General features: G+C 64.5%; 17 protein-coding genes. 14 read left to right on the forward strand and 3 right to left on the reverse strand.

Going from position 1 to position 22,175, the window contains the following annotated elements; genetic code table 11:
- Nucleotides 1-17: 17 nt before the first annotated feature.
- Nucleotides 18-2,000 (reverse strand): heavy metal translocating P-type ATPase, encoded by a 1,983-nt coding sequence (locus IEQ44_RS07870; protein WP_319804567.1) that lies wholly within the window; start codon nt 1,998-2,000, stop codon nt 18-20.
- A 316-nt stretch (nt 2,001-2,316) separates the two neighbouring features.
- Between IEQ44_RS07870 and IEQ44_RS18045 the strand changes: the two genes are divergently transcribed.
- The 8 genes from IEQ44_RS18045 (at nt 2,317) to IEQ44_RS07910 (ending at nt 7,779) form a co-directional block, all read left to right on the forward strand.
- On the forward strand, nt 2,317-2,619 hold the full coding sequence (locus IEQ44_RS18045; protein WP_193637898.1) for a DUF4192 family protein: 303 nt from the start codon (nt 2,317-2,319) through the stop codon (nt 2,617-2,619).
- 76 nt (nt 2,620-2,695) lie between these two features.
- Nucleotides 2,696-3,055, forward strand: a complete 360-nt coding sequence (gene cmtR / locus IEQ44_RS07880; RefSeq protein ID WP_006590980.1) for a Cd(II)/Pb(II)-sensing metalloregulatory transcriptional regulator CmtR — start codon at nt 2,696-2,698, stop codon at nt 3,053-3,055.
- Entirely contained in the window at nt 3,052-3,654 is a 603-nt protein-coding gene (locus IEQ44_RS07885) for a cadmium resistance transporter (protein WP_193638007.1), read from the forward strand. The genes cmtR and IEQ44_RS07885 overlap by 4 nt, the downstream gene beginning before the upstream one ends.
- 62 nt (nt 3,655-3,716) lie before the next feature.
- On the forward strand, nt 3,717-4,931 hold the full coding sequence (locus tag IEQ44_RS07890) for an ATP-binding protein (RefSeq protein ID WP_193637899.1): 1,215 nt from the start codon (nt 3,717-3,719) through the stop codon (nt 4,929-4,931).
- A gap of 46 nt (nt 4,932-4,977) precedes the next feature.
- Nucleotides 4,978-5,433: a hypothetical protein gene (locus IEQ44_RS07895; RefSeq protein ID WP_193637900.1), complete on the forward strand. Its 456-nt coding sequence runs from the start codon at nt 4,978-4,980 to the stop codon at nt 5,431-5,433.
- Nucleotides 5,434-5,554: 121 nt separating this feature from the next.
- Nucleotides 5,555-5,980 carry a hypothetical protein gene (locus tag IEQ44_RS07900; RefSeq protein ID WP_193637901.1) on the forward strand — a complete coding sequence of 142 codons (426 nt, stop codon included), beginning with the start codon at nt 5,555-5,557 and terminating at the stop codon, nt 5,978-5,980.
- 41 nt (nt 5,981-6,021) lie between these two features.
- The gene (locus IEQ44_RS07905; protein WP_193637902.1) at nt 6,022-6,801 is read left to right on the forward strand and encodes a glycerophosphodiester phosphodiesterase; all 780 of its coding nucleotides are present in this window, start codon (nt 6,022-6,024) and stop codon (nt 6,799-6,801) included.
- An 18-nt stretch (nt 6,802-6,819) separates the two neighbouring features.
- Nucleotides 6,820-7,779: a DUF5926 family protein gene (locus tag IEQ44_RS07910; protein WP_193637903.1), complete on the forward strand. Its 960-nt coding sequence runs from the start codon at nt 6,820-6,822 to the stop codon at nt 7,777-7,779.
- A 399-nt stretch (nt 7,780-8,178) separates the two neighbouring features.
- Here the strand turns inward: IEQ44_RS07910 and IEQ44_RS07915 are convergent, their stop codons facing one another.
- Complete coding sequence (locus IEQ44_RS07915; protein ID WP_193637904.1) at nt 8,179-9,966, reverse strand: hypothetical protein; 1,788 nt, start codon at nt 9,964-9,966, stop codon at nt 8,179-8,181.
- Nucleotides 9,963-11,024, reverse strand: coding sequence for a site-specific integrase (locus IEQ44_RS07920; RefSeq protein WP_193637905.1), 1,062 nt, complete (start codon nt 11,022-11,024; stop codon nt 9,963-9,965). Before IEQ44_RS07920 ends, IEQ44_RS07915 begins: the two co-directional genes overlap by 4 nt.
- Before the next feature lie 862 nt (nt 11,025-11,886).
- On the opposite strand from IEQ44_RS07920, the gene IEQ44_RS07925 reads away from it, so the two are divergent.
- From IEQ44_RS07925 to IEQ44_RS07950, 6 genes are all read left to right on the forward strand, one after another.
- A complete protein-coding gene (locus IEQ44_RS07925) occupies nt 11,887-13,746 on the forward strand; it encodes a site-specific DNA-methyltransferase (protein ID WP_319804568.1) in 1,860 nt (619 codons plus the stop codon).
- A gap of 4 nt (nt 13,747-13,750) precedes the next feature.
- Complete coding sequence (locus IEQ44_RS07930) at nt 13,751-16,486, forward strand: restriction endonuclease (protein WP_193637906.1); 2,736 nt, start codon at nt 13,751-13,753, stop codon at nt 16,484-16,486.
- The gene (locus IEQ44_RS07935; protein ID WP_193637907.1) at nt 16,483-17,826 is read left to right on the forward strand and encodes a hypothetical protein; all 1,344 of its coding nucleotides are present in this window, start codon (nt 16,483-16,485) and stop codon (nt 17,824-17,826) included. The genes IEQ44_RS07930 and IEQ44_RS07935 overlap by 4 nt, the downstream gene beginning before the upstream one ends.
- A 301-nt stretch (nt 17,827-18,127) precedes the next feature.
- A complete protein-coding gene (locus IEQ44_RS07940) occupies nt 18,128-19,822 on the forward strand; it encodes a competence protein CoiA family protein (protein ID WP_438861846.1) in 1,695 nt (564 codons plus the stop codon).
- A gap of 262 nt (nt 19,823-20,084) precedes the next feature.
- Nucleotides 20,085-21,161 carry a hypothetical protein gene (locus IEQ44_RS07945; RefSeq protein WP_193637909.1) on the forward strand — a complete coding sequence of 359 codons (1,077 nt, stop codon included), beginning with the start codon at nt 20,085-20,087 and terminating at the stop codon, nt 21,159-21,161.
- Between the two features lie 2 nt (nt 21,162-21,163).
- Complete coding sequence (locus IEQ44_RS07950) at nt 21,164-22,165, forward strand: hypothetical protein (protein WP_227487125.1); 1,002 nt, start codon at nt 21,164-21,166, stop codon at nt 22,163-22,165.
- Nucleotides 22,166-22,175 lie beyond the last annotated feature (10 nt).

A 22,175-nucleotide genomic window follows, 5' to 3' on the forward strand; every position in this document is an offset into this window, starting at 1 on the left:
TGGACGGGGTGCGGCGTTCAGTTGGACGCCGTGCGGTTCAGAGTCCTCGCCGCGCTCTGTTCAGGCGTCAGGTCCAATCTGCGTAGGAGTTGCGCGTTCAGGGCCACGACGACGGTGGAGGCGGACATCAAGATCGCTCCGACGCTCATCGGCAACACGAACCCGACCGGTGCCAGGACACCTGCGGCGAGGGGGACGCTGATGAGGTTGTATCCAGCTGCCCACCAGAGGTTCTGTTTCATTTTGCGGTATGCCGCATTCGACAGTTCGAAGATCGACAGCACCGAACGCGGATCCGAACTGGCCAGGATCACCCCGGCCGAGCCGATCGCCACATCTGTGCCTGCGCCGATAGCGATACCAACATCGGCCTGCGCCAAGGCTGGAGCGTCGTTGACGCCGTCGCCGACCATGGCCACCTTCCGGCCTTCACGCTGGAGTTCGGCAACCTTGGCTGCCTTGTCTTCGGGCCGCACACTGGCGAACACCCGGTCGATGCCGAGTTCAGCAGCGACTGTTTCAGCGACCGCCTGGGCATCACCGGTGATCATCACGACTTGCGCGCCCACTGCATGGAGCGCGTCCACTGCGTCGTGTGACTCAAGGCGGATTTCATCGGCCAGGCGCAGGGCGCCGATCACCTCACCGTCGGCGACGACGTGCAAGATGATGGCGCCCTCGGTGCGCCACTTGTCGGCGATCGGCAACTCCGACAGGCCGTGGTGCTCCAGCAGATACGGTCCTCCGACCTCAACCACGGAGCCATCGACCCTCGCGCGGACGCCAACTGCCGGTGAGGACGAGAATTCCGCGTACGCCGGAACGTCCAGGCTCCGGTGCTTCGCAGCGCCGGTCACCGCTCTTGCGAGCGGGTGCTCGCTGTCGCTCTCGGCTGCGGCAGCAAGTGACAGGACCGCGTCTTCGGAGTACCCATCGATTGGCTCGATGCCGGTGACGGTCGGCTCGCCCTTGGTCAAGGTTCCGGTCTTGTCGAAGAGCACGGCGTCCACCGTGCGCATGGATTCCAACGCCAGGCGATCCTTGATCAGCACGCCACCGCGAGCCGCGCGTTCGGTCGCGATCGACACCACGAGTGGGATCGCCAGGCCCAGTGCATGGGGGCACGCGATCACCAGCACGGTGATCGTGCGTACGACGCCGTCATCGGGCAGCCCGACGAGTGTCCACACGATGGCGGTGATGACCGCGGAGCCCAGCGCGAACCAGAACAGCCAGCCGGCTGCGGTATCGGCGATCCGTTGCGCACGCGAGGAGGAAGCCTGCGCATCCGCGACAAGCTTCTGGATGCCAGCCAACGCAGTGTCATCACCAATGGCGGTGACTTCCACCCGCAAGCCAGAGTCGGTGGCGACCGTTCCAGCGACCACCGACTCTCCCACCTCTCGACGTACGGTCTTGGACTCGCCGGTGACCATGGACTCGTCCATGCTCGCGCTGCCGTCCACGATTTTGCCGTCGGCAGGAACCGCTGCCCCGGGGCGAACGATGACCACGTCGCCCACTGCCAGGTCCGAGGGAGCAACCTTCACGACGGCGTCGCCGTCGACCTTCTCGGCCTCATCGGGCAACAGCGCGGCCAGGGAGTCCAACGCGGAGGTGGTCTGGGCCAGCGAGCGCATCTCGATCCAGTGCCCAAGGAGCATGATCACGACCAGCAGGGCCAACTCCCACCAGAAGTCCAGTTGGTCGTCCAACACATCCAACGTGGAGCCCCACGAGGACACGAACGCGACAGAGATGGCCAACCCGATGAGCAACATCATCCCGGGCTTGCGCGACCGAATCTCCGAGACCGCGCCCGTCAGGAACGGCCAGCCGCCCCAGACGTAGAGCACTGTGCCCAGGATCGGCGAGACCCACTGGACCCATTCACCATCTGGTAGGTGATAGCCGACCAGATGGGCGAACATCGCGTTGAATGCCACCACAGGGACCGCCAAGACCAGCATGATCCAGAACAGTCGTCGGAACTGGCCCACGTGGTCGCCGTGCCCGGAGTGGCCGCCGTGTTCGTGGTGCTCGCCGTGGCCCTCGTGCGCAGAGGGGCCATGTTCGTGATCCCCAGGGGCGTCCCGAAGGTCTGCGCCGCCTCCCTGGTGGCCAGCATGATGGCCCGCGTCATCCGTACGGTGTTCGTGCTGATGATCGCGATGCGTACTCATACCATGAGGGTATACCCCCCCTGGGTATATTTCCACCAAGCGCCACCGCGAACGAAAGGGTGCGTCGATCACTATTGCGACACCTGATGTGAGGGTTTTTCAGCCTCTGGATCGGACCGCGCACCTGACAGGTATGACCCTCTCCATTCACTCCCCCGACGAGCTGATCGCCGCCGTCCCCCACCTGCTCGGATTCAAGGCCGAGGAGTCGATCGTGTTCGTGCCACTACGCCCCGATCTGCCCCTCGCCCGCGTCGACCTACCCACCACTGCCAGCCAACGCAACGAGGTCTGGGGCGCCATCCGCGGAGCGTTCAGTTGCTACGCCCCAACCGGGCGCCAGTGTCGCCATCGTCTGCATGACCCACGGGTCTTGCGGGACAGCCCGCCAGGCGTGCCGTCGTTCCTCTCGATAAGTAGCGGTGGTGTCCGGTGAGGGTTCCCCTTACGGGCATGCGATCTGGGCTGACGCCTGTGACCGAGTGTTCAGTGCGCGCTGTATAATTCAGTCCATGCTGACTATTGCTTCGCGTCTCGACGTGATGAACCGCCTGGGTCGTGCACTGGCCGACCCCACTCGATCCCGGATCATCTTGACCCTGCTCGACCATCCCGCTTACCCGGCGGAACTGGCCCGAGATCTGGACCTGACACGCCCGAACGTGTCCAACCACCTGGCATGCCTGCGCGATTGCGGGATCGTCGTCTCCGAGCCCGAGGGTCGTCGGACACGATATGAGATCGCCGATTCGCACCTGGCGCAGGCGCTGACGGCACTGGTCGATGCCACCCTGGCAGTGGACGAAGACGCCCCGTGCATCGATCCCGCCTGCTCGCTTCCCGGATGCGACGCAGCTGGGGAGGGCGCATGATCCTCACCTCGGTCTTGCAGGCGATGGGCCTGTTCGCAGCGACCAACATCGACGACATCATCGTGCTCTCCCTCTTCTTCGCGCGAGGGGCAGGCCAGCGCGGCACTACCGCCCGCATTCTGGCCGGCCAGTACCTCGGATTCGCCGGCATCCTCGGTGCCGCGGTCCTGGTGACCATCGGTGCCGGAGCATTCCTGCCCTCGGCAGCCATCCCGTACTTCGGTCTCATCCCTCTGGGCCTCGGCCTCTGGGCCGCATGGCAGGCCTGGCGCGGAGACGATGACGACGATGACGACCAAGCCAAGGTTGCCGGCAAGAAGGTCGGCGTGTGGACAGTCGCAGGCGTCACCCTTGCCAACGGCGGCGACAACATCGGCGTCTACACCCCTGTCTTCCTCAGCGTGGAACCTCTCGCAGTAGTCGCCTACTGCATCGTCTTCCTCGCGCTCGTCGCGGTCCTGGTGGCCCTGGCAAAGTTCGTCGCCACCCGCCCCCCGATCGCCGAAGTGCTCGAACGCTGGGAGCACATCCTCTTCCCCATCGTTCTCATCGGCCTCGGCATCGTGATCCTCGTCAGCGGCGGAGCCTTCGGACTCTGACGCTGATACGACACTCTGGCCAAATCTAGGGAGTCTGCTAGAAACGCCGATACCGTCCCATCGTGGACCCGATCAGGAACCCCTACGCGCCCGGCGCCGGCCAACGACCTCCCGAGCTGGCCGGACGCGACGACCAGCTCGCCGCCTTCGACGTCGTGCTCGAACGCGTGGCGAAGGGCCGGCCCGAGCGGTCGATCGTGCTGACCGGTCTGCGGGGCGTCGGCAAGACCGTCCTGCTCAACACCCTCCGCTCGGCCGCGGTCCGCAAGCGCTGGGGCACCGGCAAGCTGGAGGCACGACCCGACCAGGGACTGCGGCGCCCGCTCTCCAGCGCCCTGCACCAGGCGGTGCGCGAGCTGGGCCACCCCCAGCCCGACGAGACCGACCACGTGCTCGGGGTCATCCGCTCCTTCGCCCAGCGCGACGCCCCGGCGGGCGCGAAGCTGCGCGAGCAGTGGAGCCCCGGCATCGACGCACCGGCCGTGCGGGGCCGCGCCGACTCCGGCGACATCGAGATCGACCTGGTCGAGCTCTTCACCGACGTCGGAGGCCTCGCCCAGGACCTCGGCAAGGGGGTCGCCGTCTTCATCGACGAGATGCAGGACCTCGGGCCCGACGACGTCTCCGCGCTCTGTGCCGCCTGCCACGAGATGAGCCAGTCCCGGCTCCCGGTGATCGTGGTCGGCGCCGGCCTGCCGCACCTGCCCGCTGTGCTGAGCGCCAGCAAGTCGTACAGCGAGCGCCTCTTCTCCTACCAGCGCATCGACCGGCTCACCCGTGAGGGCACCGACGCGGCGCTGTCGTTGCCGGCGGAGGACGAGGACGCCTGCTACACCGTCGAGGCCCTGGACGCGCTGCACGCGGCCACCGGCGGCTACCCCTACTTCATCCAGGCCTACGGCAAGGCGGTCTGGGACCGGGCGCCGCGCTCGCCGATCACCCTCGACGACGTCACGGTCGCCGCCCCCGAGGCGGAGGCCGAGCTGGCCGTCGGCTTCTTCGGGTCACGCTTCGAACGGGCGACCCCGGGGGAGCGCGACTACCTGCGGGCCATGGCCGACGCCGCCGTCGCGTTGGCCGAGCAGGGCGGTGACCCCGTCGACGACATCGGGTCGGTGCCCACCGCCGACGTCGCCGCGCTCCTCGGCAAGAAGCCGCAGTCGCTCTCGCCGGCCCGGGACGCGCTGCTGAAGAAGGGACTGATCTACTCCGGCGAGCGCGGCAAGATCGCCTTCACGGTGCCCCACTTCGGCAAGTACCTGCGCGAGCAGGCCTGAGCCGCCGACCGTCGGAGTGCGTGGGCCCGCCGCGTAGAGTCACGGCGTGGCTGCCTACCTCCCTTCCTCGAGTCTGCACCGGATCCAAGGGGTCGCCGGTCTCCTCCTCCTGCTCACCCTTCCGCTGCCGTGGCTGCGGCGTACGGCCGGTGACGCCGAGGCCTGGGTGCCGGGGTGGTGGCTCGCGTCGGGCGACGCCGAGGTCGGCGACTCGCCGATCCCCACCTTCCTCGCCGTGCTGGTGCTCGCGCTGGTCCTGGCAGTGGCGGTCACAGCCGCTCTCTCCTGGTGGCGACGGTCGGTCGGCGCCGCGGTGAGCGCCGGCGGCCTCTCCCTCGCGGCGGTCTTCGTCATGGTGGGTGCTGCCTCGCCCCGCGAGCTGGCCGCCTCCGGCGTCGACCAGTCGGTCGCCCCCGGGCTCATGCTGGCGGTCTTCCTCTGCGGCACCGTGCTGGTGAGCTGCCTGGCCCTCCTGGCCACCGTGACGCCCGACGACGCCTGACCGCGGGTAGTCCCGCTCGGACTAGGACGCATGGTCCGTTCGGGTCATTCCACATTGGCGAGAGGCCACGCCGTCCCGGAAGCCCGGTGAAGGGCGTCGCGACTCCTCTACTGTGTCCGGCATGAGTGACTCGCATCTCATCGGTCGGCTGACGGGCGGCCCCTTCTGGCAGCTCGTCAAGCCCGCCCTCGTCCCGGGGGAGACGCCGGTGCACTTCGCCCAGCTGCGTCGGGCCCAGGGCACCGAGGAGGTCGCGGGAGCTCTCTTCCTCACCACCCACCACCTGCTGTGGCGCACCATCGACCCCCGCAAGCCCGAGGGCTCCGGCTTCGACGTGATGCTGGGTGACGTGCTCGGTGTCGACCAACCGCAACGGATGGGCGCCTTCCACGCCTTCCGCGTGGTCACCGCCGACGACGCGCACCCGACCGACACCTACTTCTTCCCGCAGTACCGCACTGAGGTCGACCGCCTCCTCTGCGACGAGATGTTCGCGGCGCTGGCCGGCGCGTGGAAGAAGCAGCGCGCCGTCCGCTTCAGCGCCTGAGCCTCTCTGCCGTCGGCGCTGACGTGGGTCATGATCGGGGCATGAGACCGCAGGTCGTCGCCCACCGGGGCGCCAGCCACGAGAAGGCCGAGCACACCCTGGGGGCCTACGTCGCCGCCCTCGACGTGGGGGCCGAGGGCCTGGAGGCAGACGTACGACTCACCGCGGACGGTCACCTCGTCTGCGTGCACGACCGCCACGTGCGCCGCACGACCGAGGGGCGCGGCGTGGTCTCCACCCTCAACCTCGACGACCTGGCCCAGCTCGACTTCGCCTCCTGGAAGAACCCGTGGGGCGACCTCGACGACGAGGCCCCCGACGAGGCGGACGACCACCGGCGCGTGCTGACGCTGAGGCGGCTCTTCGAGACCGTGCGTGACTACCACCGGCCCGTCGAGATCGCCGTCGAGACCAAGCACCCGGTGCGTTACGGCGGACTGGTCGAGCGCCGCCTGGTCGAGCTCCTGCGCGAGTTCGGCTGGGCGGGCAAGGACTCACCGGTGAGGGTCATGTCCTTCTCCTGGACGGCGTTGCAGCGGGTCGAGCGCGCCGCGCCGGACGTACGCCTGGTGCAGCTCATCGAGCACGCGCACCTGTGGCCGATGCTCAAGCGGGTGATCGGCGACGACTGGATCGTGGGGCCGGGCATCAAGGAGCTGCGCGACCACCCGGGCCTGGCGCGGCGGCTGGTCGCCAGCGGACGCGACATCCACGTCTGGACCGTCAACACCCGGGCCGACCTGGAGCTCTGCCGCAGCCTCGGGGTGAAGGCGGTCATCTCCGACCGCCCGGGCTACATGCTGGAGCTGCTCGACGAGTGAGCGGGTAGTTTCTGCGCCATGGCGAAGAAGTCCCGCAAGAACCGCGACGTTGCCCCGCCGGCCGAGGGCGAGGTCGGCCCGCGCCAACCCTGCCCGTGCGGGTCGGGCAAGCGTTACAAGGCCTGCCACGGCGCCGCCGGGGGAGCGACGAGCCCCTTCGTCGCACGACCCTTCGAAGGGCTGGCCGGTGAGTGCGACCTGATCGCCCTGCGCGAGCTGGTGCCCGCGGCGACCGCGCCCCTGACGCTGGCCGACGGCGTCACCGGCGCCGGTACGCGTGTGGTGAAGCTCTGCACGCTCCTGCCGGCCGCCGCGCCGGCGATGGTGCGCGACTCGGGCGAGGTCTGGCTGGGGTTGCAGGTGCAGCACCACTACGGCGACCCGTCGCGCGACCTGGCCGCCGTGCTGCTCACCGCGCTGGAGCAGGCGGAGCGCGGGGAGTCCGGCATCGTCGGCCTGACCTCCGACCCCGGCGCGGGGCCGCGCCTGCAGGACGTACTGGCGACGCCCGAGCTCGACGTGACGGTGCACGACGGCTTCGAGTACTGGGTCGCCGACGTCGACCAGGCCGGTGACGACTTCACCGCCGCCCTGCAGCAGGCCAACGAGACCATCCACCCCACCGAGCGGCTGACGGGTGTGGAGGCTGCCTACTGGACCAACGTGGGCACCAAGGAGCACCTGCGCTGGGTGATGCCGCACGACGAGGACGCACTGCTCACCGCCCTGGCCCGGCTCCACGCCGCCGGCAAGGACGTCCTGGTCGAGGACTCGCGCTTCGTGGGCATGTTCCGCGCCCACGGCCTGCTGGCGCCCGTCTGGGACCTGCCCGTCGGCACCGGTGCCGCTGCCCTGGAGGAGCCCGCGAGCCGTTTCGCCGCCGAGCTGGAGACGGCGCTGGCCCAGAGCGCCGACCTCACTCCCGAGGAGCGCTCGGCGCGCGCGGGACTGGCCAACCGTCAGGTGACGATCCGCTGATCGCGGCCGGTGTCGTGAGAGAGCCCCGGCGATTCCGGGTCCAATGACCGACAGCGTGTCCGACTGGTGGTTGATTTCTAACCCAGTGGTTGTGTCCCCACCTTCGGTGGCGTAGGTTTTCACCCGGCCCGGTCGTTGTTGTATCCCCCGTCAACAACGGCCGGGCTCTTCATCGCTTACAGGGAAATCGTCCCTGAAAACCTCTGCCCGACGCGAACAGCGTCGGGCAGAGGTCGTTTTGGGGGTGCCTCGGGCCGGAGGCTGACCTTCTCGGGGTGTTTTGGGTATGAAGAAGGCCCTCAACTGGGGTGTTGAGGGCCTGATTTCGGAGTGTGGGCATGCCTGTTGCCGCCTGAACCGGGTGGTGGTTGAGGCGGTGGCTTTGAGGGGTGCATGTGGCTAGGCGGTGTCGTCGACGACATTGTCGAGGCCGTGTGCTTGAAGGTGGACCTGCCATGAGAACGCGTTGTTGGCGATGGATGCGCCGAGGAGGCGCAGCATCTGGCCGTCGCGGTCTCCGGGCAAGTGTTGAACGCGTGCTTTGAGGTCGGCGTGGCGGGCTTCGGTGTCGTTGCGTGCGCCGTAGAGGTACTTGGCTTGCCATGAGCCGGGTGGGTAGACGCGGCACACCTCGCCCCAGATGTAGTTGGGGTCGTTCGAGGTGGCGGGTGTGTGGAACAGCGCGATGCGTTCGGTGAGGTCGTTTCGGGTGTGGGGGCACGTGATTTTCACGGTGAGGTACTCGCGTCGGGTGCCGTTGGTGGCCTTGCCGCGCTGCTCGTACTTGACGACTGGGAGTGGCGTGAGGGCGTAGGTGCCCTCGCCTGTGAACACGGCTTCCATGAGTTCGCCGCCGACGGCGAAGACGTGATGCTCGCAGTTGATGTGAAAGTCGTTGAGGTGGCTGACCGCGTGCCGCAGGTGAGTCTTCTCCACGCGGCCTTCTGCGAGGCGTCGGCCCGCTCCACCCTTGGGGTTGGTCTTTGCGTGCGGGTAGTTGATGACGGTGACGCCGTGACGTTGGAGGTGCTCGACGGCCCGACCCCGAATCACTGAGTCGACGAGGAGTCCCTTGATGCCGCCATTGGTGGCTTCACGCATGCCGGGAAGGGTGGCTTCGACCATCGGCGATTCGCCTCGGTAGGAGCCGTCGAGGGACTTGTGGATGTGGGCGAAGTCGAGGATGACGCGGGAGTGTCGCTGCCCGTTCACGCGGGTTGAGGTGATGCCGTACTTCGTGCCGCGAGCGGCTTCACCGGTTCCAGTCATGTAGGTACCGACGGTGCTCAAGCGGCCCTTGCGGGGTGCCTTGAATACGACCCCATCGAACCCCACGTACTGGTTGCGGTCGGGCTGGTTGTAGACGAAGTTCGCGGTGGAGTCGAGGACACCCATGGCTTGCGCCTGTGCCAACGCGGTTTCACGGAACTTCGCCATGACGCGGGCTTGGAGGCCGTAGTACTCGTGTCCGGGCTCCAGTCGGACCCGGCCTGCGCTGCTGCGGCGGTATCCACGCCATTTGAGGACCCAGTAGTCGAGGGTGTTCGGGCTGGGCGGTGCAGTGAGGGGGCGCTCGTTGCGGGGGCGCAACTGGGTGACGTTTCCCTTCCTCTTGCGCTTGGCCTTCTTCTTGGTGGGCTGGAGTGGCCGGGTGCGGTCGGTGGGCTCCGTGCCGGGGGTCGCCAAGGTGGCGTGCTTTGGGGTCCTCTTGGGGTTTCGCTGCGGGAGGTCGCCCAACTTGGTCCACTCTTCGGGGACGTAGGTGTCCATGTGTTCGACGAGGTCGCGCCAGACCTTCTCGTCGCGCAGCAGTGTTGCTGCTGCGTTGATGGTGCCGACGCCCTTCACGCCCGCGAGGCAGACCAAGAAGAGCATCAGGTAGTCGGGGAAGTGGAGCGGTGCGCCTTCGCGGCGCTTGTCGAGGTCGGTTTCCTTGCCGCCCCACCAGATGCGGTTGTTGGGGCATTCGGCGGCAATCTCCCAGAACCACTGGCTGGTGTAGATGGCCCGCATCTGCACCGTGGGACCGACGGAGGAGGTGTCTTCACCGGCTCGGCTCATGCGGGGACGGAACTGGACGGGAGCAACGGTGGTGATGTCTTCGTCGGTGAGGGCGTCGTTGACCTGCTTGGGGGTGAGGCTGCTGACGTAGGCAACGGCTGCGGCGGTGAGAGCGGACTGGGTCATGCCTGCTCACCCGCCTCTGGAGTGGCGACGCGGTGAGGCGGCGGGGTGGTGTCGATGTCGCTGGTCCAGTCGTACTCCACGATGTGCGCAGCAGCATCGAGGGATGCCATGCCCAATCGGCGGGCCACCTCGATGAGGGAGCCAGTTTCGGCGTAGATAGTGGCGGCGGTCCATTCGCGAATCGACTCTGTGCGGGTCACGCCGGGGACGTGCAGGCGCGCTTTCTTCTGCAAGCGGAGGAGCACGGTGTTGCCTGCGGTGGCCTGACGCGTTGGGGTCGGCTGGGAGGGGTGCGGCTTGTAGACCAGCGACACCGCGTCAGCGTCGGCTCCATAGGTGGTGCGCAGTTCGGTGACACGCTGGGTGATGGCTTCTGTCGTCCAGTCGGTCAGGAACGTCACCCAGCGGTCGCGCTGGCGGTAACCGCCACCACACAGCCACACGCGCCCGTTCGCAACGTCCACGTCGGCGACGGTCACGTTGATGAGTTCCTTAGTGGAGGCACCGCACATCACCAGCGCCAACACAGCAGGGGTACGCAGGTCCCCTAGTTCACTGCGCGACACCCGCTGCAACTGGCCCATCTCGACGTCGGAGTAGGGGCGCACGTAGCGGGTGCTACGACCGGGCAGTTCAACAGAATGGGCAGCGTTGTGCTCCACCAACCCGAGCACCCGACACGTCTCAAGGAAGGACCGCATAGCCGAACGTCGCTGCCACATGACATTGCGCGCTGGAGACAGGCCAGCCTTGCCCGGCATCTGCAGCCACGCCAGCACCACGTTCGGGGTGACATCCCCAAGCAGGGTCACGCCGAGACGTGCCGCGACTCCGAGGAAAAAGGAAAGGGTGTGAAGGTACGTCTTGATGACACCGTCGCTGATGACACCTTCAGCGACCTGACGCTCCCAGTCAGCCTTCACGATGGTGAATGCGTCCACGAGGGAGATGGCCCCTGACTGGGCCAGCCCGTCCCGCAGGATGAACGGACCAGTGAGTGTCGCCAACTGGCCTCGCTTGTTCGCCTCCCCGGCGCGACGGCGCGTCACTTCGTCCACCCCTTCCGGGTGGAGTCGGTAGCGCCCAACTTGGCGTGGGCGGAGGTCGGGCACTTCGACCTCCTCACCCGCTGTGGGGTCGCTGGTCGAGCGATGGTTCGTGATTCGAGGTCAGTGGACGAGCAGGTCGTCTTCGAGGTGCGCAGTGTGTTCATGCGCCGGTCATCGGAGTGCTGGGACGCGCGCCGACCGGGTTCGATCAGCAAACCATGCAGTGAATCTTGATACAAGTCATTAGCGTATATAATGATCGAAACCGTGGGTGGAACGCTCTCGCGTCTGCCTACCGTCAGGCGTGCCCGATGCCCCTGAGAACCAGCGGAACCAACCGATGCCGCTCGTCCCCCAGCCGCTGCCGGCCACCCCCCGTGAGTGGCTCACCCCAGAGACCAGCAGCCACTTTGGAACCCACCAGCCTGTGGCGTGGCTGCCCGCCGACCCGTCCAGCGTCCCCGCACGTGCTGCCCGAGACGCCGCTCGTGAGCAGCACGAGATAGCCAAGTTCACGAAAGACCGACTGCATTTCCGGCGCATGTCACGAAGGGAACTTGCTGACCTGATGGGAGTGTCCCGCTCCCACCTCGACCACCTCCTCAATGGGAACAGCAGCCTCTCCGCACGCCACCGATGCGCCCTCGGGCTCATCTTTGATTTCGCCGCATCAGTCGAAATCACCTAAATCGCTTCCGGCTGGCATCGCCCCATCGCGAACCGCTCGCGCCAGAGCACTGGACCGAGGCACTCGCTGGTTTCCGGACCCTTTGAGTTCGTGGCGCTGGCCCACCGTGTCGGCGCTGGCTCCTAGGCTGCTCTTCGCCGGTACGTTGACGGCTTGTATATGGGCTACCTAGGAGCAGAATCAGTGGACGCGGACCGCGTAGAACTCGCAATGACCTCGGACCTCGACCGCCGTGTCACCGAGTTGAAGGACCTGCTGCCTGAGGCGTTCACTGACGGGGAGTTCGACCCGGCGAAGGCAGCCGAAGTTCTCGGCATCGCCACCACGGGCGAGCGTGAGCACTACGGGTTGCGGTGGGCAGGCAAGCAGGAAGCCCAAGCCTCCCTTCAGGTCGGTTCCGTTGCGACTCTCCGCCCGAACCTTGCGAAGTCCATCGACTACGACACGGCCCGCAACCTTGTCATCGAGGGTGACAACCTCGAAGTGCTCCGCCTGCTCCAGCGTGGGTACAACGACAAGGTCAAACTCATCTACATCGACCCGCCCTACAACACCGGCAACACCAACTGGCTGTACAACGACGACTTCTCCGACGGTCTGATTGCCTACCTTGAAGCGACCGGGCAGGTTGCGGAGGACGGCAACCGCAAGTCCTCCAAGACTGAAGCCGCCGGTCGCCGTCACTCCGGCTGGCTGTCGATGATGTACCCCCGCCTCGCGCTGGCACGGAACCTGTTGGCCCAAGACGGTGTCATCTTCGTGTCCATCGACGACAACGAAGTGCACAACCTGCGCCACCTCATGGACGAGGTGTTCGGGCCGGAGAACTTCGTGGGCACTGTCATCTGGCAGAAGGTGTACTCCCCGAAGAGCAGCGCACGGCACTTCTCCGAGGACCACGACTACCTCGTGGTGTACGCCCGCAACGCGAACGAGTGGACCCCCAACCTGCTGCCCCGCACGGCAGAGATGGACGCGGCGTACAAGAACCCCGACAACGACCCTCGCGGCCCGTGGAAGAGCGGCGACCTCTCAGCCCGCAACTTCTACAGCAAGGGCACCTACCCCATCACCTGCCCCAGCGGACGTGTCATCGACGGCCCGCCCAAGGGCAACTACTGGCGTGTCAGCGAAGAGTCATTCCGCGAAATGGATGCCGACGGTCGCATCTGGTGGGGCACGGACGGCAACGCAACACCGTCGGTGAAGCGGTTCCTGTCTGAGGTGAAGCAGGGACGTGTCCCGCAGACCCTGTGGACCTACAAGGAAGTCGGGCACAACCAAGACGCCAAGAAGCAGTTGCTGGAGCGCGTCACGTTCGAAACGTCCGACAGCGTGTTCGACACTCCCAAGCCCACGGGGCTCATCAGACGGATGCTGACCCTCGCCACCAGCCCAGACGGCGACGACATCGTGCTCGACTTCTTCGCAGGGTCGGGTTCCACCGCCGACGGTGTGCTGCAAGCCAACGCTGAGGATGGCGGCAACCGACGGTTCATCTCAGTTCAGTTCCCCGAGCCCACCGGGCACAGCGACTACGGAACCGTCGCTGACATCACCCGCACCCGAGTGGCAGCGGCCATCGAGGCAACTCAGAACACCGGTAACGCGGCCACCTGTCCTGCCGGAACGTTCGAGTTTCGCTACCTCGAACTGGCAGCGAGCAACTTCAAGGTGTGGGACTCAAGTACCGCGCCCACCAGCGAGCCTGAACTCGCCGAAGCCCTCGCCCTGTATTCCTCGAACCTTGCCGCCGACGCAGATGACCACGCAATCGTCGCCGAAGTCGTGCTGAAGGAAGGCGCAACGCTCGACCTGCCATGGCGGGACGTGTCCCTCGCCGGGGAACGAACCGTCCTCGTAGGAAACAAACTGGCCATCTGCCTCGCCCGCAACGTCACCACCGAACTGACCGACGCACTCGTCGACCTCGGAGTCCCACGAGTGGTCATGCTCGACGCTGCTTTTACCGATAAGGACCAAGCGAAGAGCAATGCGTTCTATCGGTTGAAGAACGCCGACATCACGATGCGAACGGTGTAACCACTTGACCACCCAACCTGCCCCAGTCGAGATTCAGTTCGACCCTGACCAAGAGTTCCAGCACGACGCCATCCGCGCAGTCGTCGACCTGTTCAGGGGCCAGTCCATGGCCCCCAGCCAGTTCGAGATGTCCCATGACGGCGCGCAAGGTGCGCTCATCAGCCACGTCGGGTTCGGCAACAACGTCATGGTCGCGGACGAGCAGGTCCGGGCGAACCTCGACGAAGTTCAGGACCGCAACGGCATCCCCGCTGCGTTCCGTGGCCTAGCCAACGACGCCGTGAGCACGCTGGCGTCGTGGGACTTCACCGTCGAGATGGAAACCGGCACCGGCAAGACCTACGTGTACCTGCGCACTGCGTTGGAGTTGAACAAGGAGTACGGGTTCACCAAGTTCGTCATCGTGGTCCCATCGGTCCCCATCCGTGAGGGCGTCGAACAGAACCTGCGGCTGCTGCAATCCCACTTCGCCGACCTCTACGACGGTCTCCAGTACGGCGTCGTCAAGTACGACTCGAAGGACCTCGCCCGCCTGCGGGGGTACGCGAACTCGAACTCGATGCAGTTCCTCATCATGAACATCGACGCGTTCAACAAGACCGACACCAACAAGATTTACGACGACACCCAAGACTCCATGATGGGCAACCGTCCCATCGACTTCATCCGCGCCTGCAACCCCATCGTCATCATCGACGAGCCACAGAACATGGAGTCCGACACCGCCAAGAAGGCCATCGCCGCCCTCAACCCGGCAGCGACCCTTAGGTACTCCGCCACCCACCGCGACCGCTACCAGCAGGTCTACCGACTCACCCCCGTGGATGCGTACCGGCTCGGCCTCGTCAAACGCATCAGCGTGTGGTCGGTGACCGAGGAACTGAACGGCAACAAGCCCTACCTCAAGGTCCTCAAGGTCACCGCGAAGAAGACCACTGTGACCGCACAAGTCGAAGTGTCAGTCCTTACCGACGACGGCGTGAAGCGCAAGAAGGTCAACGTCACAGGCGGGAGAACACCCACCGACCTTCGCAAGGTCACCGACCTCGACAACTACGACGGCTACGTAGTCGAAGACATCAACGCCGAAGGCGGCTACATCGAGTTCACCAACGGCACCGTCGTCGCAGTGGGCGACACCGAAGGCGCGTCCCACGACGAAGTGCAACGCGCCCAAATCCGCGCGACCATCGCGGAGCACCTCGACCGGGAACTGGAGTTCCACAAGCGACGCAACGACCCCGGTTTCGCACCCACCAAGGTCCTGTCACTGTTCTTCATCGACAAGGTCGCCCACTACGCCCCCGACGACGGCAAGTTCCGCCGCTGGTTCACCGAGGAATACAACGCCGCCAAGGCACGCCCCAAGTACGCCGACCTTGACCTCCCCGCCGCCGACAAGGTCCACGACGGCTACTTCGCGGTCGACAAGAAGGGCACCGTGAAGGACTCCCGAGGGAGCGCTGCCACCGCAGACGACGCCACCGCCTACGAACTCATCATGAAAGACAAGCAGCGTCTGCTGTCCACTGACGAACCCCTCCGATTCATCTTCTCCCACTCTGCCCTCCGCGAAGGCTGGGACAACCCCAACGTGTTCGTCATCTGCACCCTCAACGACTCCAAGTCCGAGATGCGTAAGCGCCAAGAAATCGGACGTGGCCTCCGCCTGCCCGTTGACGCCAACGGCAACCGCGTCACCGACCCCCGCGTAGCCAAACTGACTGTCGTAGCCAACGAGGCATACGACGAGTTCGCCGCCACCCTGCAACACGAAATCGAAGCGGAAACCGGCGTCAAGTTCGACAAGACCAGCATCGAGAACGCACGCGCCAAACGTGTCCCCGTCACCCGGCAGCCCAACACCATCAACAGCGAAGCGTTCAACGACCTCTGGGCACGCATCCAACACCGCACCACCTATCAGGTCACCTACTCCACCAGCGACCTAATCAGCAACGCCGCAGCACGCCTCAGCCGCAAACCGTCACTGGTTGGCGCGAAAATCCGTGTCGTCAAGAGCGACGTCGACATCACTACCGACGGTGTTCACGCTGACGTCGTAGCGGAGAAGAGCGCCATCACCGTCCAGAACTCCTACCCCATCCCCGACCTCCTCGGGAACCTCACCCGGCTGGTCCCCGTGAGCCGCGCCTCCATCGCCCAAATCCTCATCCAGTGCGGACGACTCGGCGAAGTCACCACCAACCCCCAACAGTTCATCGAACAAGCCCGCGACGCCATCGACCAGACCCTCGCCGAACTCCTCGTCGACGGCATCAAATACGAAAAACGAGGCACCGGCACCAACTCTCTCTACGAGATGAGCCTCTTCCTCGACGAGAAGGAACGCGAAGAACTCGCAGCCCGCGTCTACGAAGTCACCAACACCAACAAGGCCCCCTACAGCCACGTCGTGTGGGACTCCACCCTCGAAGCCGAAGTCGCAGCCCGACTCGACGCCCACGAGGACGTCCTCGTGTTCCTCAAACTCCCACGCTGGTTCCTCATCGACACCCCCGTCGGCCCCTACAACCCCGACTGGGCCTACATCAAACAAGACGAAGACGGCCACCAACGGCTCTACCTCGTCCGCGAAACCAAACCCACCCAAGACACCAGCGAACTGCGCAAGAAGGAGCATCTGAAGGTCGAGTTCGGCTACGCCCACTTCGCAGCCCTCGACGACGTCAACTTCGGTGTCATTGACAGCGCAGACCAGATTGCGGAGGGTTCGTGACGGTTTCGGGAGGCTCAAAGCGATGGCTCAAGTCAAGGCTGGCGAATATTCACTTTCGCTCTAAACGACCCAAATTAGTTCGCCAAGAAGAAGTGGAACTCGTTCGCTATTTCTTTGCAATTCCTGAACCCCTTGCCTTCCCTGACGGTTTTCAGCACTTCTCAACGTTTCCCACCGGGGGCGAGAGCGAAGATTCAGCAACCATCCCCTACGCAGCACTGACGTTCCATCAGGTCGACGTCGAAGGTGGTCGCACAGAGACCGCCCAACGAGCCGTAATGAAAGTTGCGTCGCAGGCAGATGGGTTGGACATAGACACTGATGGCAACGTGGAACCGATTGGCATTTCGGTTCCGTTCACCGTCGTGGAGGCAGTGACGCTCAGCGAATCGCCCGAGGAGATCTCCGAAGCGGATGCAGCACGTCCTCGGCGGTGGTCACCGCGACAGGATGCCTTCACGCGCTGCGTCGCAGCAGCCAACGAGGCATTGCGTGCCCATCGCCACGTAACCGAAGGCACCCACGGCCTTCTGACATACGTTCGCTTGCCTCTACTGGTGCTGACCTACAGAGCACCCGCTCTACGTAGATACGTCATCAAAGACCGCGAACTGCACGTCTTCATAGATCCCACTGGACACTGGGAGGGCGGCATCATGTTGCTCGACCACACCAACCTTGGCGACCCATTCCCCAGTCAAGATTGGACAGAAGAAACCACCGACGGATTCCGCCATTGGTTGACCGAACTCCAATCCGACAATCCCCTACTCCTCTGGCGAGAAAGATACGTAGAAGCACGTCGCGCACTCCATGTAACTGGCGATCTTACAAGTACGGTACTACTCGCCAATACATCTTGCGAGGTACTACTGGACACTGTGCTCGCACTCCTCCTATGGGAAGAGGGCGTCACAGAAGCGGACGCGGCACCAATTTTTGAACAAGGCAAAATTCTAAAGCGAGTCAACACTCAGTTCCCAGTCAAACTGAGAGGGAATTGGTCCGTCGATAGTCAAGGGCCACTCGCAGACTGGTACCAGAACGCTTACCGACTCAGGCACAGAATCATTCACGGCGGATACCATCCCACCGAAGCCGAAGCCGAAACTGCCCTCAACGTTGCACACGCCCTCCAGGATTTTCTGTGGGAACGCCTCGTGGACCGACGCAACACATACCCACGTTCGACACTCATCACCGTGGCCCAGTCCGGACTCGAAAACAGGAACCTCTGGTCAGGGAAGATCAAGAAATTCTCAGAAGAAGTGGGGCCAACAGAAACCCGTTGGCTTACGGCGTACAGCACCTACTACCGCAACCTCATCGCGCTGCTCTGAGCGACGTCTCTGGCGCATCTCAGCGCTCAATGCTCACAAAACTGTCGGCAGTGTCCGATATACCCCTCAACATCGACGAACCGGGGGGATCGGCTTGCGCAACTCAGTCACTGGTGCACCTTCGAAGGTGCCTGCACGGCATGAAGCGAGAGACTCGCTTGCCTTCCTGACCGATGACACGCGGCAGGTGTGGGCGGTTGACCGGGCGACCGGTCACCCGCGCTACCTCGCGGATGGCATGGCTCGACAGGTGCGTGAGGAAGCGAAGCGGGACTGGCGGTGCCCTGTGCCGGGGTGCACGGTGGAGATCACCACCGTGGCGAGTGACTCCCGTCGTGACCACTTCCGGCACAACCAGCCAGCGCCCCACCCGTCCGATGGTGAGAGTGAAGCGCACCTGTCAGCGAAGGCGATGCTCGCCGAGTGGGCGTCCCAGCGGGTTCCTGCCGGTGGGTCGGTGCGTGAAGAGCAGACGGTGAAGGACCCTGCAACATCCATCCACCGCATCGCAGATGTCATGGTCACATGGCCTGATCAGCGGCTCACGGCGTTCGAGGTTGAGTACAAGCCGTTCACCCCGGACGCTTGGCGTACCAAGCAAGCCGACTACGACACGAAGCACGTTGCATGCGCATGGCTTCTCGGCCACACACGCATCAAGCCAGTCGTCGAACCTGACTCGGACATGTCGCTCTTAGGGCCAGTCAAGGTTCGAGTGCCTGAACTGGCTCGGGCCTTCATCGATTCCGGTCGACACGTCCTCATCGTGAACCCGCAAACCCGGCAGGTTGGGACTCTGGCAGCCGACCCCGAATTCACCTATCGAGTTCGACAGTTCGCCTCCGAGGCGTACCTGCGTGTTGACGACCTTTCGGTGTGCCGCCTTGACCCCGTTCTCGGTCTCGTGACCCCCGGAATGTGGGCCATCGACGAAGCCGCGCGCCTGCGCGAAGCAGCGGCACGTGTCGCCGAAGAGGAAGCCCTACGGCGACGGCAGGGACTGCTCGCCCGACTCGACCAGACCCGCGATCCCCAGGGCAACCGGACGTACAGACGGACTCTGGAAGAGATCGACGCCGATAACCTCAAACGTTGGACCGCGTCTCCGTGGAAGGCCCGCGCTCATGAGGTGTGGGGCATCGGGCTTCCTGCGTTCATCGCTGATCGCGGTGAACGCCCTCGGGGAGTCCACGCGTTCCCGGCGCACTGGCACACCGTCCTGTTCATCACTCAAGTTCACGGTCGCCCCGCCGGACACACCTTCACCGTCAAAGACATCTACGCCGCGTTCACCCAGAACCACATCCGAACCACCTACGACAACCGAAGACTGTTCCGATCCGTCATCGAGTTCCTCGAACGCCTCCAGCACGAACGACACATCACGATCCACAGCGACAACGCCAACGGGTGGGTCCAACACCTCACCGTCGTCGACCGAGAAGCACTCCTGAGAGCCGAAGCAGAGGAACGAGCCCGCCGAGACCGCGAACGCCAAGGACTCCTACAGCAGCAAGCCGAACAACACCGTTTGCGGCAAGAAGACGAACGGAGGCGGGACGAAGAATCCCGCCGGGAGCGCGAGGCACGCCAGAAGCATCACCTCGCACTCACGAAGCGCTGGGTAGCGTCAGAGGCACACCGGGCGACCCTACTGATCTACAACACCATCCCAGTCCACATCCGATGGGAAGGTGGGCTTTACCGCCGCAGCATCGACGCTGACCCCACCCAATGGCACGCCGAAATCTTCCTGCGCTGCATCTACGACAAGCCAGCCGGAACCGTCGTCACCGTCGCCGACGCACTGACCGCTCTCACCGTCGCCGACATCAACCTCGTCTCCCCGCCCGAAGCCACACGCGCAGTCGAGGACTACCTCTATAACCTCCACCAGCGCGGGCTACTCGTTCGCGTCGACGATCAGACATTTGAAACCCCGCCTGCTGCCCACGAGGTCCTTCCAGTTGAGGACCCCCAAGAGGGCCTCTGGTGACCGCCACGATTCGAGCCAAGACGAACCCGGTCTTTGCATAGGGTGGTGCGCGTCCTGGAGAGAGCCACTGAGCCACTCATTCGGGTCTGCTGCACGGATAGGTCACACTGACACCTGATCGTGCAGCAGTCCCCTGTGACGAAACGGATGCCACGAAGCCACTCCCAACCGGACCTCAAGTGCGCGAGGATGACCCAATATCGACTCAAACGATGTCACGGATGAGCCCAAGCACAGGACGCGAAGGGGGTTGGCCATGTCCATGTCACGCTTCGACGAACTTGTGTGGTCGGCCGCCCTGAACGGTGCCGCCCCCTCCCTGCCGTCGCTGGTTGCGGGAAGCGCAGGTAGACCGTCCGAGTGCGTCGTTTTTGAAACGGTCATCGTGGCTGAGGAGGTGGAGCCACTCGACCTCCTGTCGGGTGGCCACACGGTCAACGTTGGGCAGCGTTCGGTCATGCTTGTCAGTGACCGTGACGGCGACTTCGTGCTTGTTGCTGAACCGGCTGGCGCGGAGGGTGTCTTCCACATCGTAGGGAGCACGCCCTCGTCCGATGCTCGTTGGCAGCGCATTGAGCGGCGTATCAGAAGTAGCGCCCCGAACCTCGTGCCCTGCTTTTTAAACCACAACGATTTCGCCGACATTGGGTCGGCGCTCAGTGAATTCGGGACGGTCGAAGTGCGTACCCTGTCGGCGCGCCACCGACGGGACCCCAAATCCATCAACCTGTCGTGGAAGCGCGACGAGTACCAACTGCGCCCAGATCATCGAGCCGCTATCGAAGAAGCCGAAGAGCAAGAAGCCTCCCTTCGCAGCCTCCGGCTCTACCTCGCTGAAAGCGAGGGGCTGGACCTGCATGTCCGTCGCGTCTCAGGGGCCACCTTTTACAGCGGGAACTTTGAGGTCTTCAACTCAGTTGTCCTCCCGCGTCTCGCTAATGCGGCTGACAGGCGACGTCGTCTGATGCATGACCGGCAGCGTCGAGCAGGTGCCCCCGTCCCGGAACCCATCGAAGTCGTCCTGCCCATCGACCGGTTCAAGGGAGCCGACGACACCGCAAAGATCCTCGACCACATCGCGAAGGTCAGCCACCTGAGCCACGCGGTCCTCCACCGCAACCCCTACTTCCATCTGTCTGTAACCGACCACCATGACGGTTCAAACTTCGATGTCATGGTCACGTCCGCAGACCGCATCCAAATCACCCCCGGCTTCCGTGCCTCACCGGGGGCGTTTACCGAACTCGCCCAATACCTCGGGGACTGGTTCGCGGCAGACAGGATCAGCGAAGCGGCCACGGAGCAAGCGTTCTCCATCTACGACCTTATCTCTCGGTGACCATGGCACGACTGTCGAGCACACAGGTTGAAGACCTGCTTCGTGAGTTTGAGGTGTACGACCAGCACGTTGACGTGGTTTCAGCCATCCAGAGCCTGCTCACGGTTTCGACGGAACTCAGGCCGACGGTCCAGCACTTCGAACGGTTTCCCGTCATCCCACAAGACGGGAAACCGTCGCTGACCCCTGACTTCACTGTGTTGTACACCGACGGCACCGCTCTCATAGGTGAGGTGGCCTCGGTGGCGCGCCACGATGGCAGTATCACCAAGATCGTGAACCAACTGGCGAACTACGACACGATCACTGCCGTGCCAGCGGGTCCATCGCGCCGCAGCGTCGCCCCGATTCAGACTCCAGACGTGCTGCTCATTGTGCCGATTTCGAGAGGCCAACGGGCATTCTTTCGGATTGAGGAGCGGCTCAAGGACGGCACCTACGCGCCATCGAAGCGGCCCGTCATCGCCCAATACGCCAAGGGCGACTCGGAATACACCATCCAGCGCCTGCTTCACGCAGACAACGGCACGCTGGACCCCGGTTCCCGTGCCCACCACCTCGGTCACGTCCTCGACGAGGACCTCACCGTGCCCGCCCGCCTCTTCTCCCAGAGCAAGATTGCCCATCGTTTCATCAACGACGTTCCATCAACTCTCTACCTTGCAACACACCTGCTCATGCACTACCTGCCCAGCGTCCACCCAGTCGGAGAACAAGCAGCCGTCGTCCCAGCGGACGTGGCTGAGGTATTGCGCCGTCAGTACGGTGGCGGCATCCGGGCCTCCAATATCAGGCAGGCCCTTGACCTGATCCAAAAGGCCGGTTACGCCCGATGCAACCCTGACAAAACGTGGGATGTGTCCCTAAGGCAGATGAAGAGCAAGACCGAAACTGACGTCCACCGAATCATCCTGAGCCGCGCCTCGAAAACAACCTCCAGCGTCCTCCCGCCACGAGAGCGCCCAGCGCCGTCGGTCGAGCAACTGGCCCTGTTCCATATCTAGCGCCAGTCCC

It is taken from the genome of Nocardioides malaquae (genome assembly GCF_015070385.1).
Lineage (GTDB): Bacteria > Actinomycetota > Actinomycetes > Propionibacteriales > Nocardioidaceae > Nocardioides > Nocardioides malaquae.